At 74.5% G+C, this 15,870-nt stretch carries 16 protein-coding genes and 1 tRNA gene; 8 read left to right on the plus strand and 9 right to left on the minus strand.

Going from position 1 to position 15,870, the window contains the following annotated elements; genetic code table 11:
• Positions 1 to 44: 44 nt before the first annotated feature.
• The 6 genes from CP968_RS32505 to CP968_RS34290 form a co-directional block, all read right to left on the minus strand.
• Complete coding sequence (locus tag CP968_RS32505) at positions 45 to 1,031, minus strand: ABC transporter permease (protein ID WP_150521380.1); 987 nt, start codon at positions 1,029 to 1,031, stop codon at positions 45 to 47.
• Positions 1,028 to 1,972, minus strand: coding sequence for an ABC transporter ATP-binding protein (locus CP968_RS32510; protein ID WP_150521381.1), 945 nt, complete (start codon positions 1,970 to 1,972; stop codon positions 1,028 to 1,030). Before CP968_RS32510 ends, CP968_RS32505 begins: the two co-directional genes overlap by 4 nt.
• A 156-nt stretch (positions 1,973 to 2,128) precedes the next feature.
• Positions 2,129 to 3,118: a PI-PLC domain-containing protein gene (locus tag CP968_RS32515; protein WP_229886449.1), complete on the minus strand. Its 990-nt coding sequence runs from the start codon at positions 3,116 to 3,118 to the stop codon at positions 2,129 to 2,131.
• A gap of 318 nt (positions 3,119 to 3,436) precedes the next feature.
• On the minus strand, positions 3,437 to 3,859 hold the full coding sequence (locus CP968_RS32520; protein WP_150521382.1) for a hypothetical protein: 423 nt from the start codon (positions 3,857 to 3,859) through the stop codon (positions 3,437 to 3,439).
• Between the two features lie 197 nt (positions 3,860 to 4,056).
• Complete coding sequence (lanL, locus tag CP968_RS32525; RefSeq protein WP_229886451.1) at positions 4,057 to 6,702, minus strand: class IV lanthionine synthetase LanL; 2,646 nt, start codon at positions 6,700 to 6,702, stop codon at positions 4,057 to 4,059.
• A gap of 133 nt (positions 6,703 to 6,835) precedes the next feature.
• On the minus strand, positions 6,836 to 6,991 hold the full coding sequence (locus CP968_RS34290; RefSeq protein WP_167536721.1) for an SflA family class IV lanthipeptide: 156 nt from the start codon (positions 6,989 to 6,991) through the stop codon (positions 6,836 to 6,838).
• 315 nt (positions 6,992 to 7,306) lie between these two features.
• On the opposite strand from CP968_RS34290, the gene CP968_RS32530 reads away from it, so the two are divergent.
• The 3 genes from CP968_RS32530 to CP968_RS32540 all read left to right on the plus strand — a co-directional run bounded on the left by CP968_RS32530 (position 7,307) and on the right by CP968_RS32540 (position 9,418).
• Positions 7,307 to 7,825, plus strand: a complete 519-nt coding sequence (locus tag CP968_RS32530) for a MarR family winged helix-turn-helix transcriptional regulator (RefSeq protein WP_150521383.1) — start codon at positions 7,307 to 7,309, stop codon at positions 7,823 to 7,825.
• Between the two features lie 148 nt (positions 7,826 to 7,973).
• Positions 7,974 to 8,447 (plus strand): hypothetical protein, encoded by a 474-nt coding sequence (locus CP968_RS32535; RefSeq protein ID WP_150521384.1) that lies wholly within the window; start codon positions 7,974 to 7,976, stop codon positions 8,445 to 8,447.
• Between the two features lie 104 nt (positions 8,448 to 8,551).
• A complete protein-coding gene (locus CP968_RS32540) occupies positions 8,552 to 9,418 on the plus strand; it encodes an NmrA family NAD(P)-binding protein (RefSeq protein ID WP_150521385.1) in 867 nt (288 codons plus the stop codon).
• A 116-nt stretch (positions 9,419 to 9,534) separates the two neighbouring features.
• On the opposite strand, the gene CP968_RS32545 is transcribed toward CP968_RS32540, so the two are convergent.
• A tRNA-Trp gene (locus CP968_RS32545) sits at positions 9,535 to 9,609 on the minus strand.
• A 110-nt stretch (positions 9,610 to 9,719) separates the two neighbouring features.
• Between CP968_RS32545 and CP968_RS32550 the strand changes: the two genes are divergently transcribed.
• Both CP968_RS32550 and CP968_RS32555 read left to right on the plus strand, forming a co-directional pair.
• A complete protein-coding gene (locus CP968_RS32550; RefSeq protein ID WP_150521386.1) occupies positions 9,720 to 10,427 on the plus strand; it encodes a helix-turn-helix transcriptional regulator in 708 nt (235 codons plus the stop codon).
• Positions 10,428 to 10,516: 89 nt separating this feature from the next.
• Positions 10,517 to 10,948, plus strand: a complete 432-nt coding sequence (locus tag CP968_RS32555) for a hypothetical protein (protein WP_150521387.1) — start codon at positions 10,517 to 10,519, stop codon at positions 10,946 to 10,948.
• Positions 10,949 to 10,999: 51 nt separating this feature from the next.
• Here the strand turns inward: CP968_RS32555 and CP968_RS32560 are convergent, their stop codons facing one another.
• Positions 11,000 to 11,734 (minus strand): hypothetical protein, encoded by a 735-nt coding sequence (locus tag CP968_RS32560; protein WP_150521388.1) that lies wholly within the window; start codon positions 11,732 to 11,734, stop codon positions 11,000 to 11,002.
• A gap of 691 nt (positions 11,735 to 12,425) precedes the next feature.
• On the opposite strand from CP968_RS32560, the gene CP968_RS32565 reads away from it, so the two are divergent.
• Genes CP968_RS32565 through CP968_RS32575 form a run of 3 tightly spaced genes read left to right on the plus strand, consistent with a single transcriptional unit; the run spans position 12,426 to position 14,559 of the window.
• Positions 12,426 to 12,650, plus strand: a complete 225-nt coding sequence (locus CP968_RS32565) for a hypothetical protein (RefSeq protein WP_150521389.1) — start codon at positions 12,426 to 12,428, stop codon at positions 12,648 to 12,650.
• The gene (locus tag CP968_RS32570; protein WP_229886453.1) at positions 12,647 to 13,621 is read left to right on the plus strand and encodes an XRE family transcriptional regulator; all 975 of its coding nucleotides are present in this window, start codon (positions 12,647 to 12,649) and stop codon (positions 13,619 to 13,621) included. Before CP968_RS32565 ends, CP968_RS32570 begins: the two co-directional genes overlap by 4 nt.
• Positions 13,618 to 14,559, plus strand: coding sequence for a DUF6207 family protein (locus tag CP968_RS32575; protein WP_150521390.1), 942 nt, complete (start codon positions 13,618 to 13,620; stop codon positions 14,557 to 14,559). Before CP968_RS32570 ends, CP968_RS32575 begins: the two co-directional genes overlap by 4 nt.
• Positions 14,560 to 14,695: 136 nt before the next feature.
• Here CP968_RS32575 and CP968_RS32580 read toward each other — a convergent pair whose 3' ends face one another.
• Entirely contained in the window at positions 14,696 to 15,706 is a 1,011-nt protein-coding gene (locus CP968_RS32580; RefSeq protein ID WP_150521391.1) for a glycoside hydrolase family 26 protein, read from the minus strand.
• Between the last annotated feature and the right edge of the window lie 164 nt (positions 15,707 to 15,870).

Consider the following 15,870-nt stretch of genomic DNA (forward strand, 5'->3'; position numbering starts at 1 on the left):
GCTGCTCGCTGGTGTCCTTCACCTCATTGTCCCGCCGAATCCCGCTAGAGCGCACCGCGCCGGGTGCGCAGCAGGAACGCGGTCACGAAGACGGCGGCTAGGGCCAGGAACACCCCCGCGGTGGCCCACTGCATGCCCGCCATCTGATCGTGACCGAAATAGTCCTGCACGGAGTTGACGATGCCGAGCCGGGCGCGGCAGCCCTCGGGCTCGGCGTCGTGGACGCAGGTGCTCCAGCCGTAGAGCTCTCCGGACGCGGTGGAGATCCACCGGTCGACCTCGACGGACCCGTCGTACCCGCCCGGACGGTCGGCGCCGAAGGGGTAGACGAGCCGGCGCGGGGTGGCCAGGCCGGGCCTCAGGTAGGCGATGGCCGTCATCAGGGCGCCGGAGGCCACGAAGGTCAGCATCGTGGCGATCACGGCCCTGCGGGCCAGCGCTCCGACGGCGATGCCGAGGGCGGTCGTGCACAGCGCCGAGGCCACCAGCATCGGACCGGTGACGTCGAAGACCGGGCTGTCCAGCCAGTTGTCGAGGGCGGCCGGGCCGGCGGCCCGCGACCACCGGGCGTAGAGCAGGCTCAGGGGCAGTGTCGTGGCGACGACCACGACCACGGCGAAGCCGAGCTTCCAGAGCAGCCAGCGGGTCCGGGTGAACGACTGGGTGGTGACCAGCCGGGCCGTTCCCTGCTCCCGGTCGGAGGCGATGAGCGGCGCGCCGAGGAACGCGCCGAGCAGGACCGGCAGGCCGCCCAGCATCCCGCCGGCGGAGTTCAGTTGCTCGCCGATCCGGTGGAAGAGGTTCGGGTCGGCCTCGAAGACGGGACGGCCGTCCCGGCCCGCGGCGCGCAGGTCGTCGAGCATCGCGGACCGCTGGTAGACCAGCCAGGCGGCCGCGGCCACCGTGGCCGCCGTCCAGAAGAGGAGCGTGAAGCGGTGCTGGCGCACCATGAGCCAGGCCATGCCGCGCGGTCCGCCGGGGCGGGCGGCCGGGGCGGGGCGGGTGGCGGTCTCCCGGGTCGGGGCGCTCACGCGGCGGACTCCTCTTGGTGGCCGGGGACCGCGGTGGGGGAGAGCAGGGCGGGCGCCCGCGGGGAGCGGAGGTAGGCGAGCAGCACCTCTTCCAGGCTCGGTTCGGACAGCTGCCACTGCAGCTCCAGCGGTCCTTGGCGCCGGACCATGGCGCTGAACTGGCGGCCGAGGGTGCGGGCCTCGACGACGATGTGGGTGCCGAGCGCGGCGGGCAGCTCGCCCCGCTCCGTCAGCATCCCGGTGACGAGGGTGTGCATGGGCACCAGCTCTTCGGTGTCACCGGCCATCCGAACCAGGCCCCCGTCCAGCACGAGCACGAAGTCGCACATCTGCTCCATGTCGGCGAGGAGGTGGGAGGACATGAGCACGGTGGTCCCGTGCTCGGCGGCCTCGGCCAGCAGCAGCGCTCCCATCTCGTCCCGCGCGACCGGGTCGAGGTCGGCCATCGGCTCGTCCAGGAGGAGGAGTTCGGGCCGCGCGGCGAAGGCGAGCGCGAAGGCGACGCGGGTCCGCTGGCCGGCCGACAGCTCCCGGATCCGGGCGCCCGGCGCGAGCCGGCCGCCTTCGACGATCCGCAGGGCCGTCGCCTGGTCCCAGGACGGGTTGAGTTCGCGCCCCATCCGGAGCGTGTCCGCCACCGTGAAGTACGTGAACATCGGCTTGTCCTGGGCGATGTAGGCCCAGCGCGCCATCGATCCCGGGCGGCCCACGGGCACGCCCAGGATCCGCAGCTCGCCCGTCGTCGGCTCGACGAGTTGCGTGGCGAGGCCCAGCAGGGTGCTCTTGCCGGCGCCGTTGGGTCCGACGAGGGCGGCGACGCGGCCGACCGGCACCCGGAAGGTGCAGTCCCACAGGGCCCAGCCCCGCCGGTACTTCTTGCCCAGCCCCTCGGCCTCCAGGGCCCACCGGGCGGTGGCCGCGTCGGAAGTGGTCACTGGCACGGCTCCCCCTTCTCATAAATCCACTAGACAACTAATGGAATCATGGACTCGCGGCGAAACCCTGTCAATCGACGCGTGGCGCCCGCCGGAGCCGAGAGGGGGGGGTGGGGCACCCCGGTCCGCTGCGTGTGCGGAGTCCGGGGCGGCCCCTGGGGGTCACCTGAACATGCGGTCCCCGCTGGTGGCCATGCGGTGGGTGGAGCCGTGCCGGTTCACCCAGTCGCGGATCATGGTGATGGAGTTGGCGCACTGCCAGCTGTCGTCGTACTCGCGCACGCCGGTGAAGGCTCCGTATCCGGCGATGATGCCGTCCACGCGCGCGTCGCCCAGCAGCTTGTCGACGTACCAGGGGTCGTTGTACGTGGTCGTCCACGACAGCGTGGCCGCGAGCCGTCCGGCGGCGCGGTCCCCGGCGCCCTTCTTCAACTCCGCGCACGTGTTCCAGGTGGCTTCGGTGCAGTTGCCGAATCCCCTGGTGATGTCGGAGTCGCCGTAGTCCATGACCCGGCGGCCGTTCGGGATTCCGGAACCGGAGCGGTTGAAGGCGCCCACGACCTGGTCGCGGGTCCCCGTGGTGGTCATGCCCTCCAGAGCGCCGAGCCTGCCCTCCAGGCTCTTCCAGCCCCGGCCGCCGACGTCGGGGGTGCTGCCGCCGTGGTACTCGTAGAAGCCGTACAGCACCTGGATCCCGGCACCCGTCAGCCGCTGCGCCTTGTCGCGCAGCCCGGCGACGCTGCACGTGCGGTTCGGCTCCTCGCCGCAGTAGTTGGGGTCCTTGATGTCCAGCCAGACCAGTGCCAGCCGGCGCCCGGCGTTGGCGTGGGAGAGGATGCGGTCGATCATGCTGTCGAAGCTGGGGCCCAGCCGGTTCTCACCGGCCGAGGAACAGTCGTGGTAGGCGCGCCATTCGTTCGGGTTCCACCAGGCGCACACGTCGATCTCGATGCTGTTGGCGCCGTGCTTGAGCGCGGCGTCCACGCCGGCCAGGGTGTCGACCCGGTGCGCGATGGCGTAGACCGCCTGGCGCTGATCGGCCGCGGCCGCCGGGGTCGTGCCGAACGCGGTGGCGCCGATGAAGCCCAGCAGCGCCGTGACCAGGGCCATGACCATCCGGGGCCGGGTGTTTCGGCGTAAGTGTGCGGTCAAGGGACGACTCCTTCGTCTCGTGTACCGGGGCCGCGTCCCGGAGTGGACGTGCTCCGCGCGGCGGGCCCGGCGGTGATCAGTTTCACCGACGCACCCCGCAGCGGGGCAAGCGCCCCCTGCGGGATCGCGCCACGGGCAGCGCCCGGAGCGGTCGGCCTCCGGAGCGGGCCCGGTGCGACCGCCGCGGCCCCGTGCCTCGTCTCTCGGCGGCCCCGCTGCGGCACGTGCGGCGGGCTCTTCGGGGTGCGGCTCGGCCGGCAGCGCCACCGCGGTGGCGCTGCCGCGGGCGCGCGCGGCGGATGCCGGGCGCCCGGTGCGTCAGCGGACGTGCACGGCCACCGGGTCGGAGGTCCTCTCGCGCACGGGGTGGCGGTCGTGCGGGCCGGTCAGGCCGTACACCACCGCCCGGTACTCCGGCACGCCGGCGTGCGTGGCCCTGACGCGTACGTGGACCCGTGCGTCGGCGCCCGTCTCGGTCACGGCGCCGCAGTTCAGTCCGTGCCACGCGGCGCCGTCTTCGCGGCCCTCCAGACACACCCGCAGGTAGCGGGCCGCGTCGTCGCCGCCGTGCGCCGCGACGGTGAAGGCCGTGCCGACGTGCGCCGTCCGGGGCGCCGTGATGTCGACGTTGCCCTTGGCGGACGCCGGTACGGCCGCGAGCGCCACCGAGGCCAGACCCGTCGCACCGATCACGGCCGCCCGGCCCACCCGTGCCACGGCGGTCTTCTTCGTCCTGCTCATGAACTCTCCTCCCGTGGATCCCCCGTACGGCGAGATCCGCGCCTGCGCGCAGGCGCCGGGTGCGCCTCGCTGACCCGGCAGACGGGCCGGCCGCTCCGCCCGTTGCCCGGCTCCCCTCACCGTTACAGTTCCACGACAAAAAGGGCGTATCGAAGGGGAGTTCGACGATGTCGGTGGAGTCGCGGGCCCGCGGCCGCTCAGGCCGGCGTGCACAGGCGCGTGCCGCCGCGGGCGCGCAGGCGGCGGACGAAGGACAGGACGCCCGCGCCGCCGGTGGCCCAGGCGACCCCGGTGCCCGCGAGGGTGTGATCGGGGAACAGCGGACGGCGCGCCGTGCCGCCGCTCCGGGCGAGTATCAGCCCGGCAACCTCCTCGGCCGCGTCCCACAGGCGGTCGTCGCCGGTGGCGTACGCGGCGTCGACCAGCAGTTCACCGACGCCGGACAGGCCGCAGCACTGGGACACCAGGCTCATCCCCGGCGCGAGCCGGTGGCAGGCGCGGGCGCACCGTACGCCCAGGGCGAGCAGGTCCGCGTCCTCCTCCCGGACCCCCGTCTCGACCAGGACCGTCCCGACCCCCGCCAGGCCGCGGCACCACGAGCCGTAGCGCCGGCTGGCCTCGGGCCGGCCCGCCGCGGCCAACAGCCCCGGGGTGCGGGCCGCGAGGCGGGCGAGGGCGCCGCGGGCGGCGGCGCCGACCGCGGGATCGCCCGAGAGGCGGTGGTGGGCGTGCAGGAAGTGGACGATGCCCGCGGCGCCGTGGGCGAAGCCGTCCTCGTACGCCGCGTCCGAGGAGGACGCGGGCCGGCCGGACCGCGGATCCGCCGCGTCGGCGGGGGCGGGGGCGGGCAGGGCGTCGGCGCAGGCGCCCGCCACGCTCAGATGGTGCCGGGCCTCCTCCGTCCGCCCGGCCTCGTACGCCTGCCGGGCCATCACCAGGTGGCCCGTGCCGACGCCGGCCGCTCCGCCGATCTGATCGCCCGTGGTGTCGTACGCCGGGGGAGCGCAGGGCCGGGGCGCGGGCGCCCCGAGCAGTGCGGCGGCGGAACGCAGGAACACGTCGACACCGGTGCGGCCGGTGTACAAACCCGCGCCCAGGATCGGCAGTTCGGGATGGTCCAGGGTGCGCCGGGCCAGCTCCGTGACGGCCCGTGGCACACCCGGCCGGTCCAGGTGCCGGAGCAGTTCCAGGCCGACGCCGGCCGCGCCCGCGTACAGGGTCAACGACGAACCGGGAGGGTGGGGGCCCGGTGCGGCGAGGAGGCCGGGGACGGCGCGGACGCAGGTGGCGACCGTGTGGGCGATCACCTCGTCCAGCAGGCCGGCGGAGATCCGCGGCGGCGACGGGACGCGGCCCCCGCCGGACCGCGCCGCCGGGCCGGGCAGCGCGGGGCCGCCGGACCGGAACCGGTGCGCGGCCGCGGTCCGCTCGCCGGGGTCGGGGAGCAGGAGCGCGGCGACCAGCCGGCGCAACGGGCGACGGGCGGCGCCGGGCAGGGCCGCGGCCAGGCAGGCGAGCGTGCGGGCGCGGTTGACGGCGGGATCCGGGTCGACGACGACCGGGTCCATGCCCGTCAGCGCGTAGTGCAGGGTCGCGCCCAGCGCGTAGAGGTCGTCGGCGGGCTCGGGCGCGCGGCCCGCGCGGTACACGGGCAGCGAGTAGCCGCGCGTCGCACCGGCCGGCCGGGAGCCGCCGAGGGCGCTGATCCCGAAGTCGACCACGTGGCCGGCGCCGTCGGCGTCGAGGACCACGTTGCCGGGCTTGAGGTCGCACACCACGACCCCGCGCGCGTGCACCGCGTCGAGGACGGTCAGCAGCCGGTGGGCGAGCGCGGTGACGTCGCGGCCGCTCCGCCACCGGTAGGGACCGCGCTCCAGCACCTCGCGGCGCAGGTCGGCGGGGCCGCAGTCGGTCATGACCAGGAACTCGTCCTCGCCGTGGCGCAGGTGGTCCAAGAGCCGGGGCACGCCGTGCACCCCGTCCAGGGCCGCCAGCACGCCGTGCTCGTGGCGCAGCCTGCCGCACGCGTCCACGCCGTCGTCGTCCGCACCGGTGTGCGCCCTGGCCTGTTTGACCACCACGCGGTCGCCGGTCGTCTCGTCGACGCCGCGGTAGACGTCTCCGTGCGGGGAACGGGCGATGCCCGCGGTGAGCCGGAACCGGCCGCCGACCTGGTGCGAGGCCCGGCCGGCGCCGGGGGCGGGCCGTCCGAAGGGATCCGCCGCCCAGGGCGGCTGGCGGTAGCGGGCGCTCGCGCGGCCGGCGAAGCCCTGGCCGTCCGGACCGGTCATGACGAGGGCGGCCGCGCCGGGGCCCGAGACCCGGAAGGGGCCGTACCGGTAGTAGACGGGGGAGTCCTGCCGCACCCGGCGGTCGCTGAGCACCCGCGGGCCGGGGCGGCCGGCCAGAACCTCCGCCAGTTCGCCCGCGAGCGCCACGAGGTCCCGGGCGCGCGGGTAGACCGTGACGGCCTTGCCCACGACGTGGGGATCGCCCGCCCCGCTGTTCACCTCCCGCAGCACCGCGGCGCTCACGGCGAACTTGGCGTCGCAGGTGTACCGCAGCAGGACCGGCACGACCAGCTCCACCGTCGCCGCGAGGTCCTCGGGCCTGGCCGAGAGGTGAAGTTTCCAGCCGTGCTCGTACGCGGGCATCGCGGCGTCGAACAGGTAGAGCCAGACCCCGTCCGCACGGCAGCGCCTGCCGTGGCCGCCGACGAGCGCGCCGAGCCGTTCCCGCAGGTCCCGCGCGGACACGTCGTCGCGGCCGTCGCGGTTGTCGCGGTTGTCGTCGCGCCCGGCGCGTCCGCCGTGCGCGCGTCCCGCCCCGACCGGCTCCACCACTCCCCGACCGCCCCTCCTCGTTCCCGCCGCTCACCGATGCCGGGTACGCCGCGAGAGGGGCCGGTCGTACCCGTGGACCGCGGACGGCTCCGTGCGCGGGCCCTTGCCCGCGCACGGAGCCGCCCGTCCGCGGTCAGTCGCAGGCGAACCGGGTCGTCGCCGTGACCCACGGGTCGGCCAGACACGCCTCGACGCGGCGGCCCGGGTCCACATCGTCCTCGAACGCGATCGGCTCGTCCTCCAGGTCGAGCGGACCCGCGTCACGGATCTGAAGTTCCAGGGAGCTCATAGCCATCCTTCCTCAGCAGAGCGGACAGACAGTCGGCACGGACCACTAGAACGGAAATGTCACCGAAGAGGAAGACCGGTGAAAGGGGGAAGCGGAGGAAACGGGCGGAGGAGGGAAGTCGGCCGCGCGGAGCGTGGTGCGCGGCGCGGGCCGGGCGGAGGGCAGGGCCGGTACGGCCGCCCGCGGGCCGCAGTTCACCGGTCGCGGGGGTCTCGGGCACCGCTGCCGTCCGGAACCGACGGCGGGGCCGCCGGCGCCCCTCGGCATGCGGACCGAGCCTTGACAGAGCAATTGGTTAGCTGCCATATTAATTGCATGACGAGGGACGGCATCGACGGCGAGGCGCCCACGCTGGACCAGGCCAGGCGGCAGGTCGAGCACTACGGGCTGGAGGTCGATCCGCAGGCGGTTCTGGTCGCCGTGCGGCTGATTTCGGCGGGGGCGAGGGTCGGCCGGGCGGCCGAGGCGCACTTCGCCCGGTTCGGTCTGTCGACGGGGCGCTACCGGCTGCTCGCCGACCTCGAAGACCACGGCGGGGAGAAGTCCCCGTCGCGCCTGGCGCTCGACCTCGACGTCTCCCGGGCCACGGTCACCGGCCTGCTGGACGGTCTTGAGCGGGACGGCCTGATCGCCCGCCGCCCGTCCGCGGAGGACGGCCGGGGGACGGTGGCCGTCCTCACCGCGCGCGGTGCGCAGCGCCTCCGGGACATGGCGTCCGATCATTTCGGGCGGCTGGAGGCGATGGTGGGAGGCCTTTCCGCCGACGAACGGGCGGTGTTCCTGGACCTGCTCGCCCGCGTCGTGCGCGGCAGTGCGGCCCTGACCGCCGACTGACCCGGCTGCCGGCCGCCCGCTGGTCCCATCCGGCCCCGTCGCCAGGCGGGGTCCTTTTCACGGGCCAATGGTTAGCTCCCTAATTATATTGTCCTTCGCTTCCCCTTCCCCTTTCCCCCACCCTCACCTGAACGAGAAGGAAGTCGGCATGCCCGCAACGAGGCGCAGACCCCACCGGAACCGGGCGGCCCCCCGGCCCGCACGACCGTTCGTCCTCTGGCGCGAGGTGCTCACCGCCTACGCCGCCCCCGCCCTGACGGCCGGCACCGCCGGGGTCGTCACCGGCCGGCACGACCTCGCCGTCGCCGCCTGCACCACCATCGCCGGCACCTCCGCCGTCGTGGCCCTCCTGGTCGGCGCCTGGCTGCGGCACGGCGGGCGGCCGCGACGCTGGACCGCCGTCACACCGCGCGCCGTGCTGACCGCCGCACTCGTCGTCGCCACCGCCGGCGCGGCAGCCCTGCTGGGGTGGTTCGCCGTCCCGTGGCTGCCCGTCCACACCCCGCTGCCCGCGACGCCGTGGCTGGAGCGCCTGCGCGTCGACCTGCCCGTCTCCGCGGCCCTCGCGACCACCATCGTCACCCTGCGCTGGCGCGGCACCGTCACCGCGCCACTGGCGTAGCTCGCCGGCGCGGGGCCACCCGGCCCGAAATCCCGGCCTCCACCCCGACCACGTCCACCCCGGCGGCGCCCGCCGTCGGGACGCCGCCCAGGAATGAGCACCCGATGATCGTTGTCATGGGAGCGACCGGAGCAACCGGAAACGCCCTGCTCCACAGCCTCCTCGCCCTCGGCACACCCGTCCGCGCGCTGACCCGTACCCCGCACAGGCCCATCCCCGGCATCGCCGCCGCACACCGGCCGCTCGTCGAGGTCCGGTACGCCGACGCCACCGAACCCCAGACGCTGCACACCGCCTTCCGGGGCGCCGGCCGGCTCTTCCTGGCCCTGGCCAACAGCCCCGCGCAGGTCCGACTCGAAACCCGCGTCATCGACATCGCAGCCCGCAGCGGCATCGGCCACATCGTGAAGATATCCGCGCCCGCCGCCGAACCCGACTCCCCGGTCGCCGTCTCCCGCGGACACCACGCCGTCGAGGAACACCTGCGCGCCAGCGGACTCACCCACACCGTCCTGCGCCCCTACGCGTTCATGCAGAACCTCCTGCGCCTGGCCCCCACCGTCGCCCGAGGCGTCATCCTCGGCGCGATGGGCGCCGCGCCCTGCAACCACATCGACTCCCGCGACATCGGCGACTTCGCCGCGGCCGCCCTCACCCGGCCCGACGTCGCGGGCGGCACCTACACCCTGACCGGACCGGAAGCCGTCTCGTACCCCGAACTCGCCGCACGTCTGACCATCCTGACGGGCCGCCAGGTCCGCTACGTCGACCTCACCCCGGACGACCTGCGCGAGCACCTCGTCCGCCGCGCCCACATGCCCACCTGGCTCGCCGACCACGTGACGGAGATCCAGCAACTCGCGCTCGCCCGGCCCGAGACCCCCACCACCACGGTCACGGACGTCCTCGGCCGCCCACCCCGCACCCTCGACGCCTTCCTGCACGAACACCGGGCCCACTTCAGCGGATAGCCCGCCCGCCGCACATCGCGGACGCGATCCCTCGCGCGGCTCTTCGGTGCCGGGATGCGCGGGGGGTGCCCAACGAGACGGAGCGGGGGGCGGAGGTGTGCGTGGTCCCAAGCGGGCGGAACCGGCCGGATTCGAACCGGCGTCCTCGCGGTTTTGGAGACCGCGCGCGTCGACCTCTGCGCTACGGTCCCGCCCCGCCCATCCTAGCCCGGTCCCGGTCCCGGCCCCCGTCCCGTCACGGGCGGCCAGGCTTGAACACCGGCATCCCGGCGGCGCGGCCCATCGGCTACGGTCCTTGGCTGTGAACCGTACCGAGCGTCTGTACGCCCTCGTGGAGGAGTTGCGCGCGGTCTCGCCCCGGCCGCGCAGCGCCCGGTGGCTCGCCGAGCGCTTCGGCGTCAGCACCCGCACGATCGAGCGGGACCTCGGCGCCCTGCAGCAGTCCGGCGTCCCGCTCTACGCCGAACCGGGGCGCAGCGGCGGGTACGTGGTGGACAAGGACCACACCCTGCCGCCCCTGACCATCACCCCGGCCGAGGCCGCGGCCCTGGCCGTCGCCCTGCACGCACTGGCCGGGACGCCGTTCGCCGCGGACGCCCGCTCGGCGCTGTACAAGGTGTTCGCCGTCATGCCGCAGCGCGACCGTCAGGCCGCGCGCGAACTCGCCTCCCTGGTACGGCTCCCCGCGGACCCCGTTCGGCCGACCCCGCTCCCGCCCACCCTGCGCGAGGCCCTCTCGGGCCACCGGCTGCTGCACCTGCGCTACGCCGACGCGCGGGGTGAGACCAGCGACCTCACCGTCGAACCCCTGGGCTTCCTCGGCGGCGACCCCTGGTGCCTCGTCGGCTGGTGCCGGCTGTGCTCCGCCGCGCACGGTTTCCGCCTCGACCGCATCCGCGAGGCGCGGGCACTGGAGGAGACGGTGGAGCCGCGGCCGGTGGACCTGTCCCGACTGGGCGGCCTCGGGGAGGATTTCGTCACGCTCGACACGCTCTACAGTTTCGCTTGAGCCGCCGTCCGGAGGGCCAAACACCGACAGGACGTTGTCGCGTCCGGCGCGGAGGCTGGGTGACCACGAACCGACCCCGGAAGGCACCCATGTCTGTGACGACGACCACCACGACCGACTGCGCACCGCTCACCCGGGAGGCCGGCTCCCGGCTGGTGGAGGGGTGGACGGCGCTCTGGAACGGAGACGTCACCCTCGCCGAGCGGATCCTCGCCCCCGGCTTCCGGCTGTACTTCGCGGACGACTTCGACGGCACCGGCTCCGCCAAGGCGTTCGGCCAGGCCGAGTTGACGTCGTTCATCACGGCCAACAGCCAGGCCCTCACCAGCCTGACGTTCGCCGCCGACGCCGCACCGCTGGTCGACTCCGAGCGCGGCGAGATGGCCTGCCGCTGGATCGAGAGCCTCGCCGACGGCGCCGGAGACGTCGTCGTCAAGAGCGGGATCGACATGTTCGCGGTCACGGACGGCCGGATCTCCGCGGTGTGGTCGCTCACCGGCAACCACCGCTTCGCCGCCTGACGGCACGGCCCCGTCCCGGCACCGGGGTCGGGGCTCGGGCCGGCATCGGAGTCAGCGGCGCAGGGCCGTACGGAGCGTCAGCCCGTGGTGGCGCCGCAGCCGGTGCAGCTCCCAGCAGGACAGGGCCGTCACCGTGACGGGGGCGCCGAGCACGAAGACCGCCCGGGCGCCCGCCGGGACCTGGCCGTAGGCTCCGGTGACCACGTCCAGCAGGGCCATCTCCCACACCAGGACGCCGGCGAGGATCGGCGGCAGCACTTCGTGGATGTCGGCGGTGCGGAAGACGTGCACCAGCGACAGCCCGATGCCGTAGAGCGCGAAGACGACCGACCACAGGCACATCACGACGATGACGATCCTCCCCGGCAGCCCCACGGCGTCCCGCAGACCCGCCAGTTCCGGTGCCATGGCGAGTGCGGCCGTGCCCATCGACACCATGATGGCCACCACCGAGCCGAACGGGCGCAGTGCCCGGCGCAGGTACACCCGGCGCAGCCCGTCCCGAGCCGCTGCCACGAAGGCGCCGACGACCACGGGAAAGGTGCAGACGAGCACCAGGACGCTGGACCAGCTCTGGTCGAGGCGTTCGCTCGCCACGCCCTGGACGTCGGCGGCGCTCGCGACGGCGTCGTAGGTGACCATCAGGCCCACCCAGGCGACGAGTCCCAGCCCGGTGCGCCACAGCTGGAGCTTGCGGACCTCCCGGTCGTCGACGATCCCGGGGCGCGCGGGACGGAAGGTCCGCCGGGCGGCGTACAGGGGGTTGTAGAGGCCCCGCAGGATCATCCGGGCCCGGGACGGTTCCCGGCGTGGAGGCGTGAACGGCGGACGGGCCGGCGGGTAGGGGTGTCCCTGCGGCGGCCCGGGCGGGGCGTACGGCCCGGGCGGGGCGTACGGGTATCCCTGTGGAGGCACCGGGGGCGCGTAGGGGCGCCGCGAGGGAGGGTTGCCCGCCCCGCCCGCCGGATCGCCGTAACCGCCGCCGCCGTACCCGCTCATGCCCTGCCCCCGAATTGCCGCCGGTCGAACCCGGGCATCCTAGGCCCTGCCCGCCGCGGGGCGGGTCCGCCGCCGGGCGGAGGGGCTCCCGCCCGGTACGGACGGCCGGGCGGGAGCGGCACGTACCCTCCGGTGGTTCTTCAGCACGAGGGGACGGTGCGGCCTTCCAGACGGGAAGGTTGCGACGCCAGTGGTGGGCGCCGGGCCCATGGTGCGGGGTGGCGGCGGCGGCACGAAGCCGGTGAAGGCCTTTGTCGCCCGTACGGCTCGTTGTTCGCCGAATCGGCCGCCGGTGCGGCGTGTCTGGCGTATGGGGCGCGGGATGCGGCCGTCGCGCAGGAACGCATTGTTCCGCAAACCCATGATCGCTTTTGGTCGGCCGGGGGAGACGCACCATGCTGTCGCTCACCCTTTCGTGGCGCTTCAGCACCGCCGTGCAAGGGCCTTCCAGACACTGCGAGTTCAGGGAACTGGTGCGATGCCCAGAATGCAGGGATGGATCGTCGCCTTACTGGCGGTGGTCCTCGCGTGGAGCACGGTGATGACCGTGCTGGGACAGCTCACGGCGGCGGCCGCGCTGCTGCCCTCGCTCGGACTGCTCGTGCAGCAGGTAGCCGCCGCCACCGGCGGTCCGCGGACGCGGCGGCCCCCGGGCGCCGAGGGTGCGCCGAAGCCGGCCGGGACCGAGGGGCCGCTGCGATGACGCCGCTGGATGTGCCGCAGCCCGAGGACGACCCGCCGGGCCTTCCCGGCGCCGAGCCGGAGCAGGCCGTCCTGCCGCCACCGGTCCCCGTCCGGCCCGGGGGAGGGGAGCCCGCCCGGCGCGGCCGCAAGGCCGACCCCGTCTCGGAGCAGGCCGGCCCCTGCCACCAGGCCTGGCTGGGACCGCTGCGCGGCGGGGTCAGCGCGGCCGGCTACACCCTCGATCAGCTGGCCAGCCTCACCGGCTTCTCCAAGACCCGCCTCTCCACCCTCCTGCGCGGAGCTGAGAACTACCCGGGCTGGGAGATCACCTACAGCGTCGTCCACGTGCTCGGCCTGCCCGCGTGGCCGCTGCGCCGGTTGTGGACCGCCGGCGCCCGCGAAGCGGACAAGAACCAGACGTGGATCGCGAAGCACATAGGCGAGGTCCCGTTCCTGAAACCCGAACAGCCCCCGCTCGCCTACGAGGTCCTCACCGCGACCATGCGCGAGCCCTACACCGACTACGCGGGCGCCCTGCTGCAGAGCGAGCGCGCCGGCTGGATCGTCGCGGAGACCTTCGACCTCCTGTGGTTCGGCTGGGACGCCGCCCTCCGCAGCCCCGACGTACGCCGCCACGCCTGGCTCCTGCTGCGCGACCGCGTCCTGCGGCGCGCGCACCGCCACCGCGACGGCCGCCCGGACCTGCGCCCGGCGGCGTTCCACACCGTCGCCCAGAGCCTCATCGAGGATCCCGAGGCCCGCTTCGCGGAGATCAGCGCACTCGCCGGCTTCTTCGACCTGCTCGGTCAACTGCCCCTGGACCAGTTGGACATCGTCGTGCTGCGCTACCTGTGCGGCCTGGGCACCGCCGCCCTCCCCGAGGTCGTCGGCCTGCCCCCGGCCCGCGTCCGCACCCTCGACCACCACGCCCGAGGGGCACTGGAGCACCTCCACCCCCGCCATGACGACCCGGGAGTGATCACCCCGTGACCACGATCGACACCTTCCTCGCCCGTTCCCTCCTGCTCAAGAACCCGCAGATCCCGCCGGACGTCGTCGCCTACGACGACACCGCCCGGCCCGCCCCCACGTGGCAGGACGCCCTGCCGGGGGCGACCCGGGGCCACGGGACGGCCGACCACACCGCGGCGTCGCACCTGCGCTCCCTGTGCGACGTGGTCGTCGCCCGGTCCACTCCCGAACAGATCACCGACTTCATCACCGAGCAGCTCCCCGCCCCCCACGGAGCCTGGATCCTGGGCTGCCTGCTCCACCTCGCCGACGCCGAGGACGGCGCGCGCTTCTGGTGGCAGTACGCGGCCGGGGCCGGAGTCGCCGCGGCCTCCTACTGCCTCGCCCTGCACCACCGGGCCGGGGGCGACCGCCACGCGGCCGCCTTCTGGCACGACCAGGCCGACGCCGACCGCTCGGGCATCGGCACCTGCCTGCGCATCCTCGACCGCCTCGCGGCCGGCGGCAGATCGCGTCGCACCGAGGCCGCCATCGCCGTCATGAGCTACATCGCCGAGGCCGTCACCGACGGCTACCTCCGGTACCCGGAGTACGAGATCCCGCTGCCGGGGCCGTACTTCGCCGAATGCATCCAGATCATCCTCAACGTGAAGACGACCGGGCACCGCACCGCGCACCCGGCGGAACCGGCCATCGGCCTGCCGGCCCGCCCGCCGTCCGACGCGGGCGCCCCGGCCGCCACCGGATCCGGGCGGCCGTGCGGCGAGGGGGCGGAACGCCCGAACCGCGTCCTGGTCGAGCTCGCGGCCACCGACGAGGAAGCGGCCCTGGCGTTCCCGGAGGCGGTCGCCGCCTGCTGGCAGAGCGTCACCGTCGACCGCGCCACCGCGAACCGCGGGGAGGAGCAGTCGGAGGGGCGGTGGCTCTACTACCTCGACCGGGTACCCGCGGCCTGACGCCCCACCGCCGGGTCGGGACGCCGGCCGCATCCGACAGCCGCATCCGGCAGCCGCGTCCCGACCCGCTCCGACCACGGGGCCCGGCCGACCGCGGCCCGGCGGCCGGGGCCCGCGGGTGCGCGCGGAGGCACGGTCAGGAGTCGCGATCGGGGTCGGCCCGGTCGGCGAAGTGCTCCCGGAACACCTGCGCGGAGCGCGGGTTGCGGCCGCACTGCCACACGCCGTGCGGGCAGTAGTCGGTGATGCTGTGGTAGAGCGGCGCGTGGGCCGAGATCCAGGCCAGCATCCGGCGCATGTACTCCGGGTTGTCGCCGTTGCGGAACAGCCCCCATTCGGGGTACGAGATCCGCTTGCCGTGCGCCTTCGCGAAGTCGACCTGCTGCTGGAGACCGTAGGGCTGGGTGACCTGTTCGTCGAAGTCACGGCCGGGTGGCTGGTCGTAGGTGTCCATGCCGATGAGGTCGACCACGTCGTCGCCGGGATAGCACGCGGGCCAGGCGACCGCGTCACGGCCGCGGTTGGGGGCGAAGTCGAACCGGAACCGCTGGCCCTCCACGGAGCGCATGGCGGCCACGATGCGCCGCCAGTACCGCTTCCAGTTCGCGGGGTCCGGCCGGCAGCGGTGGGAGTAGTTGAAGCCGTTCATCTCCCAGCCGAGGACGATCACCGTGTCCGGCAGCCCGAGCGCGACCAGGCGGCCGGCCAGCCTTCGGTAGTGGTGGTCGTGCCCACCGCGCGCGCCGGAGCGGATCAGCTCGGCGACCGGGCCGTCGGCGAGGCCCGCCTCGTTGCGCTCCTGCATGGGCACGTTCAGGACGAACAGCCGGTCGGCCTTCGCCCTGCGCCACCGCGCCCAACTGCGCAGCGAATCGGGTGCTCCCTCGATGTTGGCCCAGGTGTCACCGGGCAGATAGGTGTGCCCGGCCCGCAGCTCGGTGCCCCCGAGCCAGCGCGAGAGCTCCTCCATCCTCGTGACGCCGGGCGAGCCGTAGTGCAGGTAGGCGCCGACGGCGACCTCGGTCCCGGCGGCGCTGCCGGGACCGCTCGAACCCCCGGGCGGTGCGCCGAGACCGCATCCGGCGAGCAGGCAGACGGCGACCGCACCCGCGCACGCGCTCACCAGCCGGCGGCTCCATCGGGACATGACGCCTCCATACGCTGTGCGAACTGACGGGTCGTGGCACCGACGCTAGCCATCCCGGTGGTCCGGGGCCTCTCCGGTGCGCCGGCACTGCGCCGTACGAGGCCCAGGCTGCCTCGTACGGCCCCGCATCAGGCCCCGATCCCGCCCCGGAGGCTTCCCGTGCA

The organism is Streptomyces subrutilus (assembly GCF_008704535.1).
GTDB lineage: Bacteria > Actinomycetota > Actinomycetes > Streptomycetales > Streptomycetaceae > Streptomyces > Streptomyces subrutilus.

What these genes read in the sequence shown, in the direction of transcription:
- CP968_RS32580 (WP_150521391.1), bottom strand. Translation starts at nt 15,706, where the DNA reads ATGTCCCGATGGAGCCGCCGGCTGGTGAGCGCGTGCGCGGGTGCGGTC.
- CP968_RS32535 (WP_150521384.1), top strand. Translation starts at nt 7,974, where the DNA reads ATGCCCGCAACGAGGCGCAGACCCCACCGGAACCGGGCGGCCCCCCGG.
- CP968_RS32570 (WP_229886453.1), top strand. Translation starts at nt 12,647, where the DNA reads ATGACGCCGCTGGATGTGCCGCAGCCCGAGGACGACCCGCCGGGCCTT.
- CP968_RS32520 (WP_150521382.1), bottom strand. Translation starts at nt 3,859, where the DNA reads ATGAGCAGGACGAAGAAGACCGCCGTGGCACGGGTGGGCCGGGCGGCC.
- CP968_RS32565 (WP_150521389.1), top strand. Translation starts at nt 12,426, where the DNA reads ATGCCCAGAATGCAGGGATGGATCGTCGCCTTACTGGCGGTGGTCCTC.
- CP968_RS32560 (WP_150521388.1), bottom strand. Translation starts at nt 11,734, where the DNA reads ATGATCCTGCGGGGCCTCTACAACCCCCTGTACGCCGCCCGGCGGACC.
- CP968_RS34290 (WP_167536721.1), bottom strand. Translation starts at nt 6,991, where the DNA reads ATGAGCTCCCTGGAACTTCAGATCCGTGACGCGGGTCCGCTCGACCTG.
- CP968_RS32540 (WP_150521385.1), top strand. Translation starts at nt 8,552, where the DNA reads ATGATCGTTGTCATGGGAGCGACCGGAGCAACCGGAAACGCCCTGCTC.
- CP968_RS32530 (WP_150521383.1), top strand. Translation starts at nt 7,307, where the DNA reads ATGACGAGGGACGGCATCGACGGCGAGGCGCCCACGCTGGACCAGGCC.
- CP968_RS32555 (WP_150521387.1), top strand. Translation starts at nt 10,517, where the DNA reads ATGTCTGTGACGACGACCACCACGACCGACTGCGCACCGCTCACCCGG.